This window comes from Vibrio sp. R10-SG3-ISO3 (genome assembly GCF_059834225.1).
Genome location: NZ_JCBDHE010000026.1, coordinates 1 through 20,406, shown reverse-complemented (window position 1 = coordinate 20,406; position 20,406 = coordinate 1). Strand labels below are relative to the sequence as shown.

Below are 20,406 nucleotides of genomic sequence, written 5' to 3'. Positions count from 1 at the left end.
AATGTTTATCAATACGTTTATTATATTCAACAAACTTTAGAAAACAATCCATCAATAAGCAAAACAGGCGGGTTAACGGCTGATTTTAAACCCCTTTATTTGTAACAACTTGTATCACATCTAACCAAATATTGATTAATTTTGTATCAACTCAGTCTCAAAAGCCAGAGCGTATCTATGGTGCTTTTACTCAGCCCCTGAAGCATAGATCAAAAAAAGCCCACACTGAGTGTGGGCTTCATACTTTGTATTAAAAAGTGATTTATTTCACAGTCACGAACTCTGGGTAAGCACCAACACCACAGTCGTGCATGTCCATACCTTCCATCTCTTCGTCTTCAGAGACTCGGATACCCATTGTTGCTTTCAAGATACCCCAGACCACTAGGCTTGCACCGAATACCCAAGCGAAGATCACTGCAGCACCAAGAAGCTGTGCACCGAATGAAGCGTCACCGTTGCTTAGTGGCACAACCATCAGGCCGAAGAAGCCACACACACCGTGAACAGAGATAGCACCCACTGGATCGTCAATCTTAAGTTTGTCTAGACCGATGATGCTAAACACAACCAATGCACCTGATACCGCACCGATAGCCACAGAGTAAAGTGGTGATGGTGACAGTGGGTCTGCGGTGATAGCTACCAAGCCCGCCAACGCACCGTTAAGAATCATAGTCAGGTCTGCTTTACCCCAAGTGGTTTTACAAACAAACAGCGCTGCAATGGCACCTGCTGCGGCTGCGGCATTGGTGTTTAGGAAGATTTGACCAACCGCTGTTGCGTTCTCGAAATCTGATACCATCAACTGTGAACCACCGTTGAAGCCGAACCAACCGAACCATAGGATGAAGGTACCCAACGTTGCCAATGGCATGTTTGAACCAGGAATTGGGTAGATTTCACCGTTTTTGCCGTATTTACCTTTACGTGCACCAAGAAGAAGTACGCCTGCCAATGCTGCTGCTGCGCCTGCCATGTGAACAATACCAGAGCCTGCAAAGTCGCTAAAGCCCGCTTCAGATAGGAAGCCACCGCCCCAAGTCCAGTAACCCTCGACTGGGTAGATGAAGGCTGTAAGTACGACAGCGAAAATCAAGAAAGCCCATAGCTTCATACGCTCAGCCACTGCGCCAGAGACAACCGACATCGCCGTCGCCACGAACACAACTTGGAAGAAGAAGTCAGACTCAAGGGAGTGGTCTGCACCTTCACCTTGCGTACCAATCAGCGCACCGATTGATGGTAGCCAACCGCCTTCGCCGTTGTCGACGTACATAATGTTGTAGCCAACCACCAAGTACATGGTACAAGCGATAGCGTATAGGCAGAAGTTTTTGGTTAGGATTTCAGTGGTGTTCTTTGAACGTACTAGACCCGCTTCCAGCATCGCAAAACCCGCAGCCATCCACATAACTAACGCACCTGAAATGAGGAAGAAAAAGGTGTCTAGTGCGTAACGTAACTCTGTTACTGTTGTTGATAATTCCATCGTGTTTATCTCCAGTCCTTTGAATTCTTAAAGTGCCTCAACATCCGTCTCACCAGTACGAATACGCACTGCTTGACTTAGGTCGTAGACAAAAATCTTACCGTCACCAATTTTTCCGGTGTGCGCCGCTTTCGTGATGGCTTCGATAACGCGGTCAACGTTTTCAGCCTGAGTGGCGATCTCTAGTTTTACTTTGGGTAGAAAATCGACTTGATATTCTGCACCACGGTAAAGTTCTGTATGGCCTTTTTGACGACCAAAGCCTTTCACCTCTGATACAGTCATCCCCTCGATGCCCACATCGGCTAACGCCTCTCGAACATCATCTAATTTGAACGGTTTGATAATCGCATTAATAAGTTTCATCGCATCCTCTCTGAAGCAGTCATCCTTTTGCTTTTCTATAATCCAAGGTGCGTGCCAAGTTTTTAAACCATTGATAAATATGAAATTACATTAAATTCCCATCCTGTAGAACGAAAAACGCGCACCATAAAGGTGCGCGCGCTTCCCAAAAACAGAGCATCCGTGAATTCATTCACCAATAGGGTGCATTACATTGTTCGAAGAAAGGATTTCCACTGGTCGAGCAGTTGTTCGAAATCTTCCAAACCGCAGCTTGCACGGCTCTCGCTCTCATACAACTCAAACTCACTTTCCGCGCCAAGGTCAAAGTCATGCTTTAAGCTGTTCTCTTCCACTAACACTTCATCACCTTGAACTGTCAGAGAAATTTCTCGGCCTTCTAAAATGCACTCTTGCTGAGGCGCAGCTTTCGCACTGGCTAGCAACTGATCAATGCTCTCGAGTTTGACGGGGTCTTGACCAATTTCTTCCTGAAGCCAGCGACCAAAGACCTCATGCCCCATACTGGATCTTACGTAGACGTCACCCAGTAAGGTATTCTTAATAAATTCAAATTCCATAATTGAACCACCTACCCAGAAAAAGTCGTGAAGAAAAGGCGCGCACTATACCTAAAATCGGCCTCAGACACTCTAAAAATCGACACCGTGAGCCTAAAAAACAGAGATAAAAAAAGCGCCTGCCGAAGCAGACGCTGATCTGTCATATTCGCTAGAGCGTGATTACGCTGGTTCTTGGAAGATCACGGTATCCGCTTTCTTGGTGTACTGTTCCATCTTGTGGAAGTTCAAGTAGCGATAGGTATCCGCCGCGGTCGCATTGATCTTCGCCGCGTACTCAAGATACTCTTCTTTAGTAGGGATGCGGCCTATGATAGCGCCCACTGCCGCGAGCTCAGCGGAAGAGAGGAACACATTCGCGCCGGTACCTAAACGGTTCGGGAAGTTACGCGTTGAGGTCGACATGACCGTCGCTTTATCCGCTACGCGCGCTTGGTTACCCATACAGAGTGAACACCCTGGGGTTTCAATACGCACACCCGCACGGCCGTAGATGCCGTAATAGCCTTCTTCGGTCAATTGATCGCGGTCCATCTTGGTTGGCGGCGCTACCCAGAGACGTGTATTCAAGGTACCACCATATTGCTCAAGCAATTTACCTGCTGCACGGAAGTGACCAATGTTGGTCATGCACGAGCCAATGAAGACTTCGTCAATCTCAGTGCCTTGCACTTGAGAAAGTAGGCGCGCATCATCCGGATCGTTTGGCGCACACAAGATAGGTTCGTTGATCTCGGCAAGATCAATCTCAATCACGTGCGCGTACTCCGCGTCCGCGTCGGCTTCCATTAGTTCAGGGTTAGCCAACCACTCTTGCATCGCTGTAATGCGACGCTCGATGGTGCGGCGATCGCCGTAACCTTCGGAGATCATCCACTTCAACATGGTGATGTTTGAGTTGAGGTACTCTTCAATTGACGCTTGAGAGAGCTTGACCGTACAGCCTGCTGCACTGCGCTCTGCTGAGGCATCAGAGAGCTCAAACGCTTGCTCAACCGTTAAGTGCTCCACCCCTTCAATCTCAAGTACGCGACCTGAGAACTCATTGATCTTACCTGATTTTTCAACCGTCAATAGACCTTGTTGAATCGCATAGTAAGGGATCGCATGCACCAAATCACGCAAGGTGATACCCGGCTGCATCTCGCCTTTGAAGCGCACCAAGATAGACTCAGGCATATCCAATGGCATCACACCCGTCGCTGCGGCAAACGCCACCAAGCCAGAACCGGCAGGGAAAGAAATGCCAAGAGGGAAACGAGTATGCGAGTCACCACCTGTACCTACGGTATCTGGCAGCAACATGCGGTTTAACCAAGAGTGGATAACACCGTCACCAGGGCGCAAAGAGACACCGCCACGGTTCATAATGAAGTCTGGCAAGGTATGGTGAGTATTCACATCCACCGGTTTTGGATACGCAGAGGTATGACAGAATGACTGCATAACAAGGTCTGCGGAGAAACCAAGACACGCCAAGTCTTTCAACTCATCACGCGTCATTGGGCCCGTCGTATCTTGCGAGCCGACCGTGGTCATCTTAGGTTCACAGTATTGACCTGCGCGGACACCTTCAACGCCACACGCTTTACCGACCATTTTCTGAGCCAGAGTAAAGCCCTTAGTTGACGATGATGGGTCAACGGGTTTTGCAAAGAGATCGGTCTCTTCAAGACCGAGCGATGCGCGCGCGCGACTGGTTAAGCCACGACCGATAATAAGAGGAATACGGCCACCCGCTCGCACTTCATCAAGCAGCACTTTGCTCAGCTCGAAACGAGAAATCTCTTCGCCATCTTTACGTACCACACCTTCGTACGGGAAGATGTCGATCACATCGCCCATATTCATCTGTTGTACGTTCAATTCAATCGGTAGCGCGCCTGAATCTTCCATGGTGTTGTAGAAGATAGGGGCAATTTTGCCACCCAAGCAGATACCGCCGGTGCGTTTATTAGGTACGTATGGGATATCTTCGCCCATAAACCACAGCACTGAGTTGGTCGCGGATTTACGCGAAGAACCGGTGCCCACAACATCACCCACGTAAGCGAGTGGGATGCCGTCTTTTTTCAACTCTTCGAGTTGCGTGATAGGGCCAACACTACCAGGTTGATCTGGGTTGATGCCTTCACGCTCCATTTTCAGCATCGCTTTCGCGTGAACAGGAATATCAGGGCGCGACCAAGCATCTGGAGCTGGGGATAAGTCATCGGTGTTCGTCTCACCGGTCACTTTAAACACTTTAACCGTGATCTTTTCTGCGACTTTCTTCTTGGCAGTAAACCACTCTGCATCCGCCCATGATTGCATCACTTGCTGTGCAAAGCTGTTGCCGGCTTTGGCTTTTTCTTCCACGTCGTAGAACGCATCAAACATCAGTAGTGTATGAGACAAGGCTTTGACCGCGATGGGGGCTAGAGTCTCATCATCAAGGAACTCAACCAGCGGCGCGATGTTGTAGCCACCTTGCATAGTACCAAGGAGCTGCGCGGCTTTTTCGCGGCTAACCAGCGGAGAAGAGACCTCGCCTTTCGCCACAGCCGTTAGGAAACCAGCTTTGACGTAAGCCGCTTCATCAACACCCGGTGGGATTCGGTTTTCCAGAAGGTCAAGAATAAACGCTTCTTCACCTTGAGGGGGATTTTTCAGAAGTTCCACTAGGCTGGCAACTTGCTCGGCATCCAATGGTTTAGGTACAACTCCTTCAGCAGCACGCTCTTCGACGTGTTTACGATAGGCTTCAAGCACGACTTTTTCCTCTCATTGCGGTTCCTCCCCTTTATTGCTATTTATTCAGAAAAGAAGGGAGTGAACATCCTTGGAAACTTGGCGCTCCATGCCATATTGTCATTCAATTGGTGCGATACCAAACATCGAATAATCATGCCAGAGAGGCCAAACTGTGGGCGGTAGAATAGCAAATTTAACGTTAAATTAAAATCTCATCATTTTGACCAACATAGCAACTTGAGACTAAAGTTCTATGCTTTTTCATGCAGTATAAGCACATTCACCCTATAAACCGTACAACAATTTATATCGACTCGATCCCACTATTTAAACGAACTGCCGATGATGAGATAAAACGAGTCGTAGTTTTGTTCAGTACGGCCATAACCAAACATCACCGGTCCGACTGGCGAGTCAATCCCCGCAAAAACCGAAGCCGCTTGATACATCGGCGCTTGGCTGATTTCTGTATCCGGATCTGACCACACACCGCCATATTCCAATGACGCGCCTACGTAGAAGGGCGAGCTGAAGAGGCCAAAATCATTATCAAACCAACGGTAGCGATAAGTGGCATTGCCATAGAGTTTGTTTTGCCCAACCAGACTGTTTTTCGGGATGCCGGAGAGGTTTAGAAAGCCGCCTAACTGTTTAGGATCCACCAGCAACTGGGACTTTTTGCTCTCCACTAGCGCGCCATCAAAGTTTCCCACTAAAGTATGACGGCCAAAGCTGTGCGCACCTATCCAACGCACGGTGGTTTCGTACACGGTATCATCGATGTCCGACAAACTGTCTTGCGAGCTATCATCAGAAACTAGGAATCCTAGATCGAGGTAAACCCCCTTGTTTGGTAGGGCAAAGTTGTCCAAAGTATCAATGCGGTAGTTGGCAAACAGACCCAGGCGCTCATAGCGGCCAGTGCCAAACAAGGAGAAGGTCGACGCTTCCACTTCACCGTGCGTATAGCGCCCGCCCACCTTAAATTGGCTCCATAAGTTGCTCTGATAACCCATCGCCAGCTCCCCAATCCACTGGGCATAGTTCACCGGCAGGTAATTCTCAGTTGTCTCTAAGGTAGGATCGGTAATGAATTCGAACTCTCCATCGGCGTCAAACGGCAGGTTACGCGTCTGCTCCTTGTAACTGACTATCGCGTTACCAAACAGTGTTTGAGAGGAGAGGATCGGTGAATAGAGATCAAACTCCAACAGCTTGTCTGTGCCCAGTTCGACATTGGTTCTTAGCTCGGCTCCTTGCTCCGTCAAGCCGGTGAAGTTGGTGGAGACACCAATCGAGTACTGGCTTTTGGTCTGAAAGTCATCTTCAAGGAAGAAACGAAAGTCGACAAAATTCGGCCCCCAGGATTTCTCTTTGATGTTCACGCGCAGCACGTTGTCATCATCTTGCTGATCAAACTGGTAGGTCACCAACTCAAACCGATCCAACACATAGAGATCGCGTATGCTCTGCTCCAACGTTTCCGTCGAATACTGCTCGCCGCTTTCAAGATTCAATCGCTGCGCTATCACCTCATCGGAGAATGGGCTGTTATTGCTCACCTCCAATCGGTCAATCACCACCTCATCGACATAAGTGAGTTTGGCTCGTGCTTGCTGTTTTTTCTCCACATAGTGTTGGTACTCAGCGGAAGAAACCGACAACGCCTGCAATTGCTCCTTTGCTGCGTGGGCGACCTCATAACCTTTGACATACGCTTCAGGCATAATGGAGAAATCGGTGGTGCCATAGCGACCCACCTCAGGTTTCAGAAGGACATCGCCCTCAGCAAGAAAGCTCGTCTGCTCTCGAGTACTGCGCTTTACAAGATAATTGGACAACTGCGAAGCGACGGTAAATAAGTTGGTAAATTCCTCTTCGGCGCGATAATCCGAGCTGATGTCCACCGCGATAATGATGTCCGCGCCCAGTGCTCGAGCGAGTTCGACCGGCATATTGTTGGTCACCCCGCCGTCGACCAACATTTTGCCATCCACTTCATACGGTGGCAGCGCACCAGGGACAGACATGCTCGCCATCATGGCATCGGTCAAATAGCCACTGCTTAATATGACAGGTTCTAATTGAATGATGTCGGTCGCCACCGAACGATAGGGGATCGCCAGTTCATCAAAGCTGGTAAAAGGAGGAAGATTACCTGTGGTTTCGCGCAAGATACGCAGCATACTCTGCCCTTGCACGACCCCTTTGGCGGCTCTGAGCTCACCAATCCCGAGGCCAAAATCGGTCGTCAGTTGGTAGCGGTCTTCGTACTCTTTATCTCTCACACGACGCTCACTGCGCGGCACTTTATCAACAAAGCCAGAGTTCCAATTGACGCTGTAAAGAAAACTCTCGATTTCATCAGCGCTCATCCCTGTCGCATAAAGGCCGCCGACATAGGCGCCCATACTGGTGCCGGTAATGTAGTCGACTGGAATTTTCAGCTCTTCAAGCGCTTTCAACACCCCAATGTGCGCCGCACCTTTGGCGCCGCCGCCCGCCAGCACCACAGCAATTTTAGGGCGCTCAACAGCTGGCACATCGGTATCAAGCAGCGATGGTCCTGACTGTGCTGTCGCTATGAGTGGCCACCCGCCTAAAAAAGCGCATAGATAGCTAAAACCGCGCAAGGAGCGAAGCGTTTTTTTCACGTTTGAATTCCTTTCAAAACCAATGATTTCGGATTATATACACAAACCCATCTGACCTTACCAGTCAAAGAGTCGATTGATCCAGGATGCCGACGCTTTATCACACTGTTGTTTGAGCTGACCTGTGTTATCCCATACGGGCAACCTAAAGTCGTTACGACAATCCAGCGCCAAGCTGCCCGACTCTCGCCCAGCAAAACCTAGTGTCGTGATGCCTTGGGGCCATGGCAGACTCAATGGCTGCGGAATACGCTGTGATAAGTAATCGGCATAGACACGTAATGCGCCGCTCGACCCCGTCAGTTTGGTCGGTGTATTGTCGTCTCGGCCAAGCCATATCGTGGTCACCTCTCGCCCATCAACACCGACAAACCAACTGTCACGGGTATCATTACTGGTACCGGTTTTTCCCGCCAGCGCCGCTTGAGAAAACTGACTATTGAGATAGCGGCCAGTGCCTTCGGTAACGCCGATTTTCATCGCATAAGTGGTCAGCCAGGCCGCTTGTTGATCGACGCGCTGTGACGCGCTAGGCAGAGACTCATACAGCACCTGCCCTTCAAGATTCAGCACCGAACGCAGCGCAGAGAGCTTCGCGTATCGGCCCGAGTTGGTTAAGGTTTGGTACATCTGCGCCACCTGAAACGGGGTAAGACTGAATGAGCCTAAAAACATCGAAGGCACCGGGCGAATCTCTTCACGTGGCACGCCAAGCTGCTCAAAGGTGTTGATGACCTTCTCTATGCCCACTTGCATACCTAGCTCCACCGTCGGCACATTGAGCGATTTGGCCAGCGCCAGATAGAGCGGCACATCACCGCGATATTCTCGGTCGTAATTGCGCGGCGACCAGACGTTACCTTGACTGCCCTTGAGCGTAATCGGCTTGTCATGCAGCGTGGTGGCTAAGGTGTATTTTTCCGGCTGATTGAGCGCCGCCAAATAGACCGCAGGTTTTGCCAATGAGCCAATTTGCCGCTTCGCGTTCAAGGCTCGGTTAAAGCCATCAAAGCCGGTGCGTTTGCCACCGACCATCGCGCGAATTTCGCCGGTGTGTCGATCCACCGCCACCGCTGCGCCCTCTAATTCATCGCCCGCCACGGTTGCCAGTTGCGTTACCTTAGAGGCCACGGCGCGTTCCAATTGATGCTGCGAGACAGGGTCAAGTGAGGTAAATACGCGCAGGCCGCTGTCGCCTTGGAAACGCTCTCCAAGTTTCTCTTTGAGCTCAATACTCACTTGCTGAAAATAAGCGGGCTGACGACTGGCAATTTGTGGCGTTGCTTGTAAATCCAGTGGGCGGCTGGCAGCAGCATCAAACTCGCTCGCCGTCAACGTGCCTTGTTGCATCATTAAGCGCAGCACCAGATCTCGACGCTCTTTCGCCCGCTCAGGGTAGCGTTGTGGGTTGTAATACGAAGGGCCTTTCACCATGCCGACCAACAACGCCAGTTGATCAATTCTCAGCTCTTGAATCGGTTGGCCGAAATAAAAACGCGACGCCAAACCAAAGCCATGAATCGCTTCACCGCGGCTTTGACCTAAATAGACTTCATTGAGGTACGCTTCCAAAATGCGGTCTTTGCTGTAGCGATAATCGAGAATCAGGGCGATGTAAGCCTCTCTCATTTTGCGCCATAAGGTGCGATCGCTCGATAAAAAGAGGTTTTTGGCTAACTGCTGCGTCAGAGTGCTGCCGCCTTGCACGGTCCGCCCCGCTTTCACGTTGGCCACCAAAGCACGCGCGATCGCCAATGGTGACACTCCATCATGCTGATAAAAGTGCCGGTCTTCTGTTGCGAGCAGCGCGTCGATCATCACTTCCGGAAAATCGACCCGCTTGATAAACAGTCGTTGTTCATCTTGATTTTTTTCAAGCATACCCAGCATTTTCGGCTCAATGCGCAAGTAGCCTAACTCCCCCGGCTTTTCTAACGATTGGATCCTTTGCAGGCTTGACGCATCAAAATGCAGCATGACGTGGCGGTCAGGCTCTGGGCCATCAGAGAACTCAAAAGGCCGACGAATCAGCTCAATCTTGCTCGAAGAAGAGGAATACTCACCCGGGTATTGAGGGTGACGCACTTTGCGATAATTGAGCACATCCAGCTCATTACGGACTTCTTGAATCGAAATGTTGTCACCCGGCGCGAGATGCAAAATACGCGCATACACCACCGTAGGCAAAGAGAACAGCTGACCTTCAAATTTCTGTTTAACCAAGCTATCAAGATAGATGCCCACCACCAGTAGTAAGGCAAACCCAGCCAAGGCGAGCTTCCATGTAAGGCCCCATAGGGTTCGTAACACACTGGCTTTTAATGGTGTTTTATTAGGCGAAGAGGGCTTTTTCGAGGCGGTTCGCGCTGGCGTACGTTTTTTCGTGGCTGTCCCTTTCGAACGCGGCTTCTTATTGCTGGTCATGAGCTAAATTCGGATTGCTGAGCATTGGCGCTTACTATATCGCGCTTTGCTGTATGCCTAAACAGCAGTAAGTCAGTTCGGCGTAAAAAAGCCCAGCGTTCAAGCGCATTCTCCGTGGGGAGACAAAAAGTAAAAATGTGACTCGCTGCGCTATCGATCTCGCAAAATTGACGATGGCCAGATAAAGCTGGCTCATTTTTAAAGGTGAACATCGCGCCGCCCTGCAACTATACACTGCGTAAATCAATAACGATAAACCCAACCAACCAATAACATAATCAAAAGCCATTATGTATGGAGGATACTATGTCCCGACTCTACACCCCCTTCAACAAAGCCGTTTTAGCATCCGCACTGATGCTGGCTGCGCAAGGCGCTTACGCAAACACCGTGCTCAAGCTTGCCTACGCTGAAAACAGCCAACCCGTGAAAGCCGCCTTACAGTACATTGGTGATGCTGTGGCTGAAAAAACCAACGGCGAAGTCACGATTCAATACTTCCCAGACAGCCAGCTCGGCGGCGAACGTGAACTGGTTGAAATGGCTCAAGTCGGTGCCATTGATATCACTAAAGTCTCATCTGGCCTTCTCGAAAGCTTCTCCCCTCTCTACGGCGTTTTTTCATTGCCTTACCTTTTTGACAGCAAAGAGGGCTTTTACCGCGTGATGGAAGACGAGGATGTCATGAGCACGGTCTATCGTTCAACAGAAGCGCAAGGCTTCTCCGGTGTCGGTTGGTATGACTCAGGAGCGCGCAGCTTCTACATGAGCAAAGCACCGGTGAAAACGCTCGACGACCTCAAAGGTAAAAAGATCCGCGTGATGCAGAGTGAAACGTCCATCGAGACAATGAAGCTCCTCGGAGCCGCACCTATCGCCATGAGCCAAGCTGAAGTGTACACCTCATTGCAGCAAGGCATTCTTGATGGCGCAGAAAACAACGAGTTTGCCCTAACCATCGCCCGTCATGGCGAAGTGGCCAAATTCTACAGCTACGACATGCACACTCGAATCCCTGACGTGGTGGTCATGAGTAACATCACCAAACAAAAGCTGACCCCAGATCAACTTGCGGCCCTACAAGAAGCGATTGATGAATCCATCACACTTCAGCAAGAGTTATGGCAAGAAGAGATGGCGAAAACGACCGAATCTGCGCGCAAAGATTTTGGCGTCGAGTTCTTCGAAATAGACCAAGCCCCCTTTAAACAAGCAGTGCAGCCCATCTATGAAAACCTCAAGAAAAAACCAGAGCTTTACTCGCTCTATCAGAAAATCGAACAAGTAGAACAAAACTAAAACCGAGGAGATAGAAGCCAGTCTTCTATCTCCTGCCCTACGAGGTTGATATGAATACGCTAAGAAAGTGGCTCGATAAAGCCATCGAATGGTTTGGTTGCTCACTGATGACCGTGATGGTCTTTGTCGCTTGCTGGCAAGTGATCAGTCGCTACCTATTTAATACGCCCAGCACCTTCTCTGAAGAAATGCTGCGCTTCTCTTTGGTTTGGCTCTCGGTGATTGGGCTTGCCTATGTGGCCGGAAAACGAGAGCACATTAGCCTAACGCTGTTTCTTGATCGCTACCCTGCCCGAATTGCGGGTTACTGGAACATCGTCATCCAAATGGTGTTCATTGCCTTTTCGGTCTACATCATGATCATCGGCGGTTGGAAAGTCTCTAGCAACGCCATGATGCAGATCTCGCCAGTGCTGCAACTGTCGATGGGTAAGGTCTACTATGCTCTACCGCTCTCTGGCGTGCTGATCATCATTTACAGCCTGCTCAATATCCTTGATATTCATAAAGAAATTCGCGCTCTTCCTTGCAAAGAGAAGCCTATCAACGATCGCGCAACAAGGAAAACCGCATGACCGATCCCATCACCGCAGCGAGCCTATTGATCGGCGTTTTTGTCTTGCTGCTAGTTTTAGGTACGCCGATTGGTTTGTGCATCGTGATTGCCTCCTGCGCGACCGTGATGCTCGTTCTTCCGTTCGATATTGCGATGTTCACCACCGCACAGAAGATGTTTTCTAGCCTAGATAGCTTTGCGCTGTTGGCCGTTCCCTTCTTCATTCTTTCGGGCGTTATCATGAATAACGGCGGCATCGCGACCCGATTAGTCAACTTTGCCAAGCTGTTTACGGGGCGCATCCCCGGCTCTTTGTCCTACACCAACATCGCGGGCAATATGATGTTTGGTGCCGTGTCTGGATCAGCCATTGCGGCTTCCACCTCAATTGGTGGTGTGATGATTCCAATGAGCGCCAAAGAGGGCTACAACCGTAATTTTGCCTCTGCGGTCAATATCGCGTCAGCGCCGACAGGGATGCTCATCCCTCCTACCACGGCGTTTATTCTTTATGCGTTGGCCAGTGGCGGTACATCAATTGCAGCGCTGTTTGCGGGCGGTCTGATTGCGGGCAGTCTTTGGGGGCTGGGGTGTATTCTCATCACCTATGTGGTGGCGAAGAGAAACAACTACACAAACTTCTTTACCCTACAAAAAGGCACGGCGTGGATCGTGACACGAGAAGCGATCCCAAGCTTGCTGCTGGTGGTCATCATTGTTGGCGGGATCGTTCAAGGGATCTTCACCGCCATCGAAGCCTCAGCGATCGCTGTTGTGTACACCGCGTTTTTAACCTTAGTGATGTACCGAACCTTAACCCTTAAAGATCTGCCGAAGATTTTGATCCAGACCTTCGTCATGACGGGCGTGATCATGTTCTTGCTCGCCACGTCTTCAGCGATGTCTTTTGCGATGTCGATGACCGGAATCCCTGGTGCGCTGAGTAAGTTGATCCTTGGCATCTCAGATAATCCGGCGATTATCATGCTGGTCATCACCCTGTTTATTTTGATTGTCGGCGCCTTTATGGATATCGGACCTGCGATCCTGATATTCACTCCTATCTTACTGCCGATTGTGCAAAAGATTGGCGTTGACCCCGTCCACTTTGGCATCTTGATGGTTTTCAACCTTGCCATCGGTACCATCACGCCTCCGGTAGGCAGTGGCCTGTATGTCGGGGCAAGCGTCGGCCAAGTTAAAGTCGAAGAGGTGATCAAGCCGCTGATCCCGTTCTACATCGCCATTATCGCGATGCTGATGCTGATTACCTATGTCCCTGAACTCACTCTATTCTTACCAAGACTGCTTGGTGTTATGTAATCGAATTAAGGAATGAAAATGAAAGTGTTTCCTGTAAAACAAAGCCCACTCCTTCGCCGTATCGAACGTGAACACCCGAAAAAAGTGGTGGTCGATAAGATTCAATCTTTGATCAACAACTTAATCAACATTCAAGATGAAACCGGCGAGTTTTTACTTCATCTTGATGACGGTCGCACCATAGATACCAAAGGCTGGGCCGGCTGGGAGTGGACGCACGGTATTGGTCTGTATGGCATGTACAAGTATTACCAACAAACCAATGATCAAACCGTGCTCAACATTATTGATGAGTGGTTTGAAGACCGATTTGCCGAAGAGCAAGCCACGAAAAACGTCAATACTGTGTGCCCATTTTTGACCTTGGCCTATCGCTATGAAGAGACGCAAGATCAATCCTTGATCCCGTATCTGGAAGCTTGGGCAGAGTATGTGATGTACCAGATGCCCAAAACGCAAAGCGGTGGCATTCAGCACATTGTTTACAACAGTGAAAACAATGAGCAGATGTGGGATGACACACTCATGATGAGCGTCATGCCGCTCACCAAGATTGGCCTACTGCTTGACCGCCCAGAGTATGTGGAAGAAGCGAAATATCAGTTCCTGACCCACATTCAATACCTTATGGATCGCGAGACCGGCGCTTGGTTCCATGGCTGGACCTTTGATGGCAACCATAACTTTGCCAATGCACGTTGGGCACGCGGCAACAGCTGGGTCACGATAGTGATCCCTGATTTCCTTGAGTTGCTCGACTTGCCAGAGCATGACGCTTATCGTCGTCACTTGGTGCACATTCTTGAACGTCAGGTGGCGATGCTCGCTCGCACTCAACAAGAGAGTGGCTTGTGGTGCACCCTGCTCGATGACGATCACTCTTATGTGGAAGCGTCAGCCACGGCGGGTTTTGCGTATGGCATATTAAAAGCCGTACGCAAGCGATACATTTCTGCCGACTACGCCCCAATGGCGAACAAAGCCGTCGATGTCCTCATCAAGGACTACATCAGCGAATCCGGTGAACTGATCAATGTCTCTTTTGGCACCGCCATGGGCGATGACCTCGATTACTACCGCAACATCCCATTGACCTCCATGCCTTATGGTCAGGCTATGGCGATCCTTTGTCTCTCTGAGTATTTACGTACCTATTTATAAACACCTACCGTGTCCTCGAAACGCGATGTTTGCCCTGCTCATGCAGGGCTTTTTTCACCTGTTGTGCACAAAAAACGGAGGTGTGAGCTTTTGTGATCTAACGCAAATCGATATTGAAAAACCTGACACCTTATCGCCAACCCCTGCATTTTTTTTAAGTCTCTCAAGAAGAGATTTACCGATAATTTCTCACATTAAGAACAACGGACATCCATAATGCAGCAACACGTAATTGCGATTGATATTGGCGCCTCTAGCGGCAGAGTCATGCTAGGAACGTTTGATGGTCAGCGCCTCTCCCTTGATGAGCAACATCGATTTACCAACCAATTGGTTTCAATCCAAGGTCAAGACTGCTGGGATATTGATGCCCTGTTTAAACAAGTGTGTATCGGTATCGACGTCGTGCTCGAAAGTGGGATTCACCCTGCGAGCATAGGTATTGACACTTGGGGTGTCGACTTTGTTCTGCTGGATAAACAAGGTCAAAGACACAGCCCTGCAGTCTCCTATCGAGACGCGCGCACTCAAGGTGTCATGGAGCAACTGCTGGCCGACACACTCGACCGAAAAGCCCTTTACCAAACCACGGGCATCCAATTTTTGCCCTTTAATACGCTTTACCAATTGTGCGCACTGCCCAAAGAATCACTCAGCGATGTGGCGACCCTATTGCTGATTCCTGACTACCTCAACTATCGCCTGACTGGCGTCAAGCATTGCGAGTACACCAACGCGTCCACCACCCAACTGCTTGACTGTCGCACCAAACAGTGGAGCCAAGCTTTGCTTGATCGCATTGGTATTCCAAGTGATTGGTTTCTGGAGCCGAAAGCGCCTAACCAGATCATTGGTGAGTACAAAACTGTTCCAGTCGCGTCCATTGCCAGCCATGACACGGCGTCAGCGGTATTAGGCACGCCACTCCAATCCGACACGTGCGCCTATTTATGTTCAGGAACCTGGTCGCTCATGGGATACGAGTCCGCTCATCCCACATTGAATGACGAAGCCCTACTGTCCAACGTGACAAATGAAGGCGGTGCGGGTGGCACCTATCGCACCTTGAAAAACATCATGGGACTGTGGCTGATTCAATCCATCCAAAAACTGCACAGCGAATATCACTTCGCTCATTTAGTGGAGGTGGCTCAGCAAAGCCCCGCATTCGAGTTTTTGATTGACCCGGACGCCGCCTGCTTCCTCAACCCTGACAACATGGAGCACGCGATCGTCGATTTTTGCCAACGAACAGGGCAAGGAACCCCACAAACATTGGCACAGATTGCGCGCTGCATTTTCGACAGTCTGGCACTGCGCTATGCACAAGTGTTTGCTCAACTTAACCATCTAGCGCCCAAACCTCTGACCGCCATTCACGTGGTGGGCGGCGGAGCCAACAATCATTTTCTCAACCAGTTGTGCGCTAATACCTGTCAAGTGCCCGTCTTGGCTAATCCGACTGAAGCTTCGGCACTGGGCAATATGATGGGTCAATTGATTGCCACTGGCGCGGTGCACTCGATTGAGCATGGGCGCGAGATCATCGCGCACTCTTTCGAACTCACCCAATTTTCACCGACACCGATTTCACAACTCGACGCGCAGCAAGCGCGCTTCGACGCCTTGACTCAATAAGGATACTTTGATGCCAACTCAACAACAGATTCATTCAGCCTACCAACTGGCGAAACAACAATTTGCCGATATGGGCATTGATACCGACAACGTCATAAAAGCAGTCAATGAGATTCCCATCTCCATCCATTGCTGGCAAGGGGACGACGTGCGTGGGTTTGAAAACCCAGAGCAAGCACTCAGTGGTGGTATCCAAGCAACAGGGAACTACCCGGGTAGAGCGCGTACACCCGCAGAATTGCGTCAAGATCTCGATAAAGCATTCAGTTTGATCCCGGGTGCTAAGCGACTCAACTTGCACGCCATCTACTTAGAATCGGACCAACCCGTTCCGCGCGACCAGATCAAACCTGAGCATTTTAAGAATTGGGTTGAATGGGCCAAACGGAATGAGTTAGGACTGGACTTTAACCCTTCATGCTTCTCACACCCACTCAGTGAGGATGGCTTTACCCTCTCTCACCCCGACGCTGAGATTCGTCAGTTCTGGATTGACCACTGCAAGGCGAGCCGAAAAATCTCAGAGTACTTTGGTAAAGAGCTTGGTACTCCATCAGTAATGAACATTTGGGTTCCGGATGGCATGAAAGATGTGCCCATCGATCGCTTAACCCCTAGACAGCGCTTAATGGCCTCATTGGATGAAATCATCGCCGAGCCGATTGATAGCGCTTTTCACAAAGACGCCGTCGAAAGCAAGCTTTTTGGCATTGGCGCTGAAGCCTACACAGTAGGCAGCAACGAGTTCTATATGGGCTATGCCGCCACACGCGACATTTTGCTGTGTCTCGACGCGGGGCACTTCCACCCAACAGAAGTAATCAGTGACAAGATTTCGGCTTGCTCACTCTATGTGAAAGAGTTCTTGCTTCATGTCACCCGCCCTATTCGCTGGGACAGCGACCACGTCGTACTCTTGGATGATGAAACCCAAGCCATCGCCAACGAAATTGTTCGCAACAAGCTCTTTGATCGCGTCAATGTGGGACTCGATTTCTTTGATGCGTCCATCAACCGCGTTGCCGCTTGGGTGATTGGCACACGCAATACGCGCAAAGCGCTACTCAAAGCGATGCTCGAACCCGAAACGCAACTGCGCCTAGCGGAAAACAGCGGTGACTACACCACACGACTGGCTCTATTAGAAGAGACCCGCAGCGCGCCATGGGCAGCGGTCTGGGATTACTACTGTTTGATGAACCAGGTTCCTGTCGGTTTGGATTGGCTACGCGATATCAAAGAGTACGAGGAAACCGTACTGCTGCGCCGTGATGCAGAGTGAGAGAGCCCATGACGCCCAATGCAATCAGAATCGCCACGGTCATGCAGCTTAAACCCGGCCAAGCCCGAGAGTACCAGCGTCGCCATGATGAACTGTGGCCTGAACTGGAACGTGCGCTAAAAGCACACGGCGCCGAGCACTATTCCATTTTTCTTCACCCTGAGACTGAGCAATTGTTTGCCTGCCTCAATGTACGAAGTGAAGAGAAATGGCAAGCCATCGCAGACACTGACATCTGCCAAAAGTGGTGGCGATACATGGCCGACATCATGGATACCAACGAGGATAATTCACCTCGTTCAGTGCCACTGCAATCGGTCTTCTATCTCGCGTAACCACGACTATCAATTAAGGAATTCAAATGCAAACGGTGACCATAAACCAAGTAGTCCAAGACGAAATCGCCAAAGTAAGCGAAGTCGCGCAGTATCTGTGGCAACGAGAGTGGGCAGAGCGTAATGGCGGTAATATCTCTGTCGACATTACTGATATTTTTGGCGTTCTCCCACCCGACCTCAGTGCTTTTCCGCATAAGAAGCTCTCTATGATTGGCGGTGATGCCTTTCCAAGCGCTGCGGCGGGTCATCTCTTTTTTGTCAAAGGAACGGGAGAGCGGATTCGTGAGTTACGTGACCCAGAAGCAGCGGGCTGCATTTTGCGCATTGACGACAGCGCACAGGGATACCATCTGCTTTGGGGTGGACGAAATAATCCAGATTTCGCCCCCACCAGCGAATTTATCTCTCATGTGGAGATCATCATCTCGCAACAGCAGGCTGGGCGAGATAGCCGATGCGTGGTTCACACGCATCCAATTGAGCTGATCGCACTTTCCCATCATCCAGATTTTGCGCAAAACGATGATGCGTACACCATAGCTTGTTGGCAAATGCTGCCAGAAGTGCGCGCTTTCGTACCTAGAGGGATTGGCATAGTGCCTTACTGCATGCCGGGTAGCCAAACCATGGCCCAAGGAACCCGCGATAAGCTGCTGATGCACGACGTCGCTATTTGGGAAAAACATGGCGCTGTCGCCACCGGCAAAGACGCACTGACCGCGTTCGATTTTGTCGATGTCGCCAACAAAGGCGCCAAACTCTATTTGATGTGCTTAGCCAGTGGATTTATCCCACAAGGCGTCAGCCCTGAAGATATGCTAGCGCTGAAAGAGACTTTTAACCTCTAAGCCAGTACGGCGTCGCTGCCACAGATGTAAATGGCTGAGAAGTCCTCCACTTCTCGGCTTTTCTGTGTTTTTTCTCCGAAATTAGAGCAAAAACTGGAGAAGTGAAAAGGATCACACTCTGACTTCCATGTCGCACTAAAGATCACATTCTGTCTATCCCAGAGTTGCTGCTCCAACATGAAAGGAGTACAAAAAAACAACCAAAGAGGAGTAAAACAATGTTTCAATTAAACGGTGACGACTTTTTTCATACTTCAGACTCCGCCGTGTGTGCCGAAGTCCGTGCTCCTCAACCCAACTACCCAGAACATTCGCATGATTTTCACGAGTTGATCATTGTCACCAAAGGCACGGGACAACACATTCTTAATGACATCCCGACCAATCTCGCAAAGAATCATATTTGCTTTATTTCACCCAATGACCGTCACTTGTACGAACAGGTAGATGACCTCCATCTAACTAATATCTTGTTTAAAAAGAGTCGACTGGCCTACTCACCATTGCTGAAAAATCTACTACCGAGGGAAGAGTCCGAAGAGAAAAGTTGGCTGATTTCCACCGCCACGTTGAAACGCACCGAGCAACTGATGGCGCAACTCGAAAAAGAAGCGATGCAGAACTCGGTCGATTCTCGCATTATGGCTGAAGCGCTGTTTCAGCAGTTGATCGTTGAGCTGTCACGCGGACGGTTAACTTCCCAAAATAACAACGCCGACGACAACACCATTTTGCAAGTGATCGACTGGTTACAGAATAACTACAGTGAAGAGATATGCGTCAACGACATTTCCGAGCGGTTTAACATCTCGTCACGCACTCTGAGCCGCAAGATCAAGCAAGTCACTAACCTCACGTTCAACAACTACGTCCACCGTGTTCGAGTCAATAAAGCCATTGATCTGCTCCATTACTCTGACCTGTCGATCACCGACATTGCCTTTCAAGTCGGCTACAAAGACAGCAACTATTTCAGCACTAAATTCAAGCGCTTTACCCATCAGACGCCATCCCAGTTCCGTTAACGCGCCCTGACCGTTAAGTAGCCCTGTCAGTTAAAGTGCCGCTTGGTCTTTGTCGTTGCCACATGATTGGCAGGATCATCCGGCCAAACGTGTTTGGGGTAGCGCCCCTTCATCTCTTTTTGTACTTCCACGTAGCTGCCTGCCCAGAACCTTGCGAGATCTCGGGTGATCTGCAACGGTCTGCGCGCCGGAGAGAGCAGCTCCAATACTAAGGTTTTGCGACCGTCGGCAATGCGTGGCGACGTCTGCTCGCCATACACTTCTTGAATTCGAACCGACAGCACGGGCTCTTGTCCATCTTGATAACGAATCCGCGCTCGTGTGCCCGTTGGCAGCGTGTAGTGCGTAGGCAGCCACTCATCCAACTGCTGATTTAACGGCCAGCCCAAATAGGCCAGCAGCGCTTGCTCTATCGATATCGATGCCAACTGCTTGACCGACGTGACCTGATTCATGTACGGCTCTAGCCAGCGCTCTAGAGCCGCCAATAAGCCATCGTCAGAGCAATCTGGCCAATCGTGCTCTGGCAGCCACTGCGCAGCGCAGCGAATGCGCTCTAATGTGTCACGAGCGCGATCAGACCACTCTAATACAGACAAGCCTTTACGGCGTACATAGCTCAGTAAAGCTTGTGTCATTTTTTCTTTATCTGGCGTTGCCATTGCGGTTCGAGACACCACGAGCGCGCCGAGCTTCTTCTGTTTCTC

16 protein-coding genes are annotated in these 20,406 nt (G+C 50.1%); 9 read left to right on the top strand and 7 right to left on the bottom strand.

Annotated elements, in window-relative coordinates:
- Window positions 1-262: 262 nt before the first annotated feature.
- The 6 genes from AC6R1A_RS06425 to mrcB all read right to left on the bottom strand — a co-directional run bounded on the left by AC6R1A_RS06425 (window position 263) and on the right by mrcB (window position 10,229).
- Window positions 263-1,492 (bottom strand): ammonium transporter, encoded by a 1,230-nt coding sequence (locus tag AC6R1A_RS06425; RefSeq protein WP_334553955.1) that lies wholly within the window; start codon window positions 1,490-1,492, stop codon window positions 263-265.
- 27 nt (window positions 1,493-1,519) lie between these two features.
- Window positions 1,520-1,858, bottom strand: coding sequence for a P-II family nitrogen regulator (gene glnK / locus AC6R1A_RS06420; protein WP_334553954.1), 339 nt, complete (start codon window positions 1,856-1,858; stop codon window positions 1,520-1,522).
- Window positions 1,859-2,046: 188 nt separating this feature from the next.
- Window positions 2,047-2,418: a YacL family protein gene (locus tag AC6R1A_RS06415; RefSeq protein WP_500630126.1), complete on the bottom strand. Its 372-nt coding sequence runs from the start codon at window positions 2,416-2,418 to the stop codon at window positions 2,047-2,049.
- Between the two features lie 162 nt (window positions 2,419-2,580).
- The gene (gene acnB / locus AC6R1A_RS06410; RefSeq protein WP_500629318.1) at window positions 2,581-5,169 is read right to left on the bottom strand and encodes a bifunctional aconitate hydratase 2/2-methylisocitrate dehydratase; all 2,589 of its coding nucleotides are present in this window, start codon (window positions 5,167-5,169) and stop codon (window positions 2,581-2,583) included.
- 305 nt (window positions 5,170-5,474) lie between these two features.
- A complete protein-coding gene (locus AC6R1A_RS06405) occupies window positions 5,475-7,736 on the bottom strand; it encodes a patatin-like phospholipase family protein (protein WP_500632756.1) in 2,262 nt (753 codons plus the stop codon).
- 126 nt (window positions 7,737-7,862) lie between these two features.
- Complete coding sequence (mrcB, locus tag AC6R1A_RS06400) at window positions 7,863-10,229, bottom strand: penicillin-binding protein 1B (RefSeq protein ID WP_500632742.1); 2,367 nt, start codon at window positions 10,227-10,229, stop codon at window positions 7,863-7,865.
- 306 nt (window positions 10,230-10,535) lie between these two features.
- Between mrcB and AC6R1A_RS06395 the strand changes: the two genes are divergently transcribed.
- The 9 genes from AC6R1A_RS06395 (at window position 10,536) to AC6R1A_RS06355 (ending at window position 19,699) form a co-directional block, all read left to right on the top strand.
- On the top strand, window positions 10,536-11,528 hold the full coding sequence (locus tag AC6R1A_RS06395; RefSeq protein ID WP_500632743.1) for a TRAP transporter substrate-binding protein: 993 nt from the start codon (window positions 10,536-10,538) through the stop codon (window positions 11,526-11,528).
- Between the two features lie 50 nt (window positions 11,529-11,578).
- A complete protein-coding gene (locus AC6R1A_RS06390; RefSeq protein WP_500632744.1) occupies window positions 11,579-12,103 on the top strand; it encodes a TRAP transporter small permease in 525 nt (174 codons plus the stop codon).
- Window positions 12,100-13,407, top strand: a complete 1,308-nt coding sequence (locus tag AC6R1A_RS06385) for a TRAP transporter large permease (protein ID WP_500632745.1) — start codon at window positions 12,100-12,102, stop codon at window positions 13,405-13,407. Before AC6R1A_RS06390 ends, AC6R1A_RS06385 begins: the two co-directional genes overlap by 4 nt.
- Window positions 13,408-13,425: 18 nt before the next feature.
- Window positions 13,426-14,568, top strand: a complete 1,143-nt coding sequence (gene bglB / locus AC6R1A_RS06380) for a beta-galactosidase BglB (protein WP_500632746.1) — start codon at window positions 13,426-13,428, stop codon at window positions 14,566-14,568.
- Between the two features lie 216 nt (window positions 14,569-14,784).
- On the top strand, window positions 14,785-16,206 hold the full coding sequence (gene rhaB, locus AC6R1A_RS06375; RefSeq protein ID WP_500632747.1) for a rhamnulokinase: 1,422 nt from the start codon (window positions 14,785-14,787) through the stop codon (window positions 16,204-16,206).
- Window positions 16,207-16,216: 10 nt separating this feature from the next.
- A complete protein-coding gene (locus AC6R1A_RS06370; RefSeq protein ID WP_500632748.1) occupies window positions 16,217-17,488 on the top strand; it encodes an L-rhamnose isomerase in 1,272 nt (423 codons plus the stop codon).
- 8 nt (window positions 17,489-17,496) lie between these two features.
- The gene (gene rhaM, locus AC6R1A_RS06365; protein WP_334568377.1) at window positions 17,497-17,823 is read left to right on the top strand and encodes an L-rhamnose mutarotase; all 327 of its coding nucleotides are present in this window, start codon (window positions 17,497-17,499) and stop codon (window positions 17,821-17,823) included.
- A gap of 26 nt (window positions 17,824-17,849) precedes the next feature.
- On the top strand, window positions 17,850-18,674 hold the full coding sequence (rhaD, locus tag AC6R1A_RS06360) for a rhamnulose-1-phosphate aldolase (RefSeq protein ID WP_500632749.1): 825 nt from the start codon (window positions 17,850-17,852) through the stop codon (window positions 18,672-18,674).
- 218 nt (window positions 18,675-18,892) lie between these two features.
- Window positions 18,893-19,699: a helix-turn-helix domain-containing protein gene (locus AC6R1A_RS06355; RefSeq protein ID WP_500632750.1), complete on the top strand. Its 807-nt coding sequence runs from the start codon at window positions 18,893-18,895 to the stop codon at window positions 19,697-19,699.
- 26 nt (window positions 19,700-19,725) lie between these two features.
- On the opposite strand, the gene AC6R1A_RS06350 is transcribed toward AC6R1A_RS06355, so the two are convergent.
- On the bottom strand, window positions 19,726-20,406 hold a 681-nt coding region (locus AC6R1A_RS06350; protein ID WP_500646161.1), incomplete at its 5' end, for an ATP-dependent helicase C-terminal domain-containing protein.

Excerpts from the sequence above, each read along its gene's own strand:
- AC6R1A_RS06425 (WP_334553955.1), bottom strand. The coding sequence starts at position 1,492 with ATGGAATTATCAACAACAGTAACAGAGTTACGTTACGCACTAGACACC.
- glnK (WP_334553954.1), bottom strand. The coding sequence starts at position 1,858 with ATGAAACTTATTAATGCGATTATCAAACCGTTCAAATTAGATGATGTT.
- AC6R1A_RS06415 (WP_500630126.1), bottom strand. The coding sequence starts at position 2,418 with ATGGAATTTGAATTTATTAAGAATACCTTACTGGGTGACGTCTACGTA.
- mrcB (WP_500632742.1), bottom strand. The coding sequence starts at position 10,229 with ATGACCAGCAATAAGAAGCCGCGTTCGAAAGGGACAGCCACGAAAAAA.
- AC6R1A_RS06395 (WP_500632743.1), top strand. The coding sequence starts at position 10,536 with ATGTCCCGACTCTACACCCCCTTCAACAAAGCCGTTTTAGCATCCGCA.
- AC6R1A_RS06390 (WP_500632744.1), top strand. The coding sequence starts at position 11,579 with ATGAATACGCTAAGAAAGTGGCTCGATAAAGCCATCGAATGGTTTGGT.
- AC6R1A_RS06385 (WP_500632745.1), top strand. The coding sequence starts at position 12,100 with ATGACCGATCCCATCACCGCAGCGAGCCTATTGATCGGCGTTTTTGTC.
- bglB (WP_500632746.1), top strand. The coding sequence starts at position 13,426 with ATGAAAGTGTTTCCTGTAAAACAAAGCCCACTCCTTCGCCGTATCGAA.
- rhaB (WP_500632747.1), top strand. The coding sequence starts at position 14,785 with ATGCAGCAACACGTAATTGCGATTGATATTGGCGCCTCTAGCGGCAGA.
- AC6R1A_RS06370 (WP_500632748.1), top strand. The coding sequence starts at position 16,217 with ATGCCAACTCAACAACAGATTCATTCAGCCTACCAACTGGCGAAACAA.
- rhaM (WP_334568377.1), top strand. The coding sequence starts at position 17,497 with ATGACGCCCAATGCAATCAGAATCGCCACGGTCATGCAGCTTAAACCC.
- rhaD (WP_500632749.1), top strand. The coding sequence starts at position 17,850 with ATGCAAACGGTGACCATAAACCAAGTAGTCCAAGACGAAATCGCCAAA.
- AC6R1A_RS06355 (WP_500632750.1), top strand. The coding sequence starts at position 18,893 with ATGTTTCAATTAAACGGTGACGACTTTTTTCATACTTCAGACTCCGCC.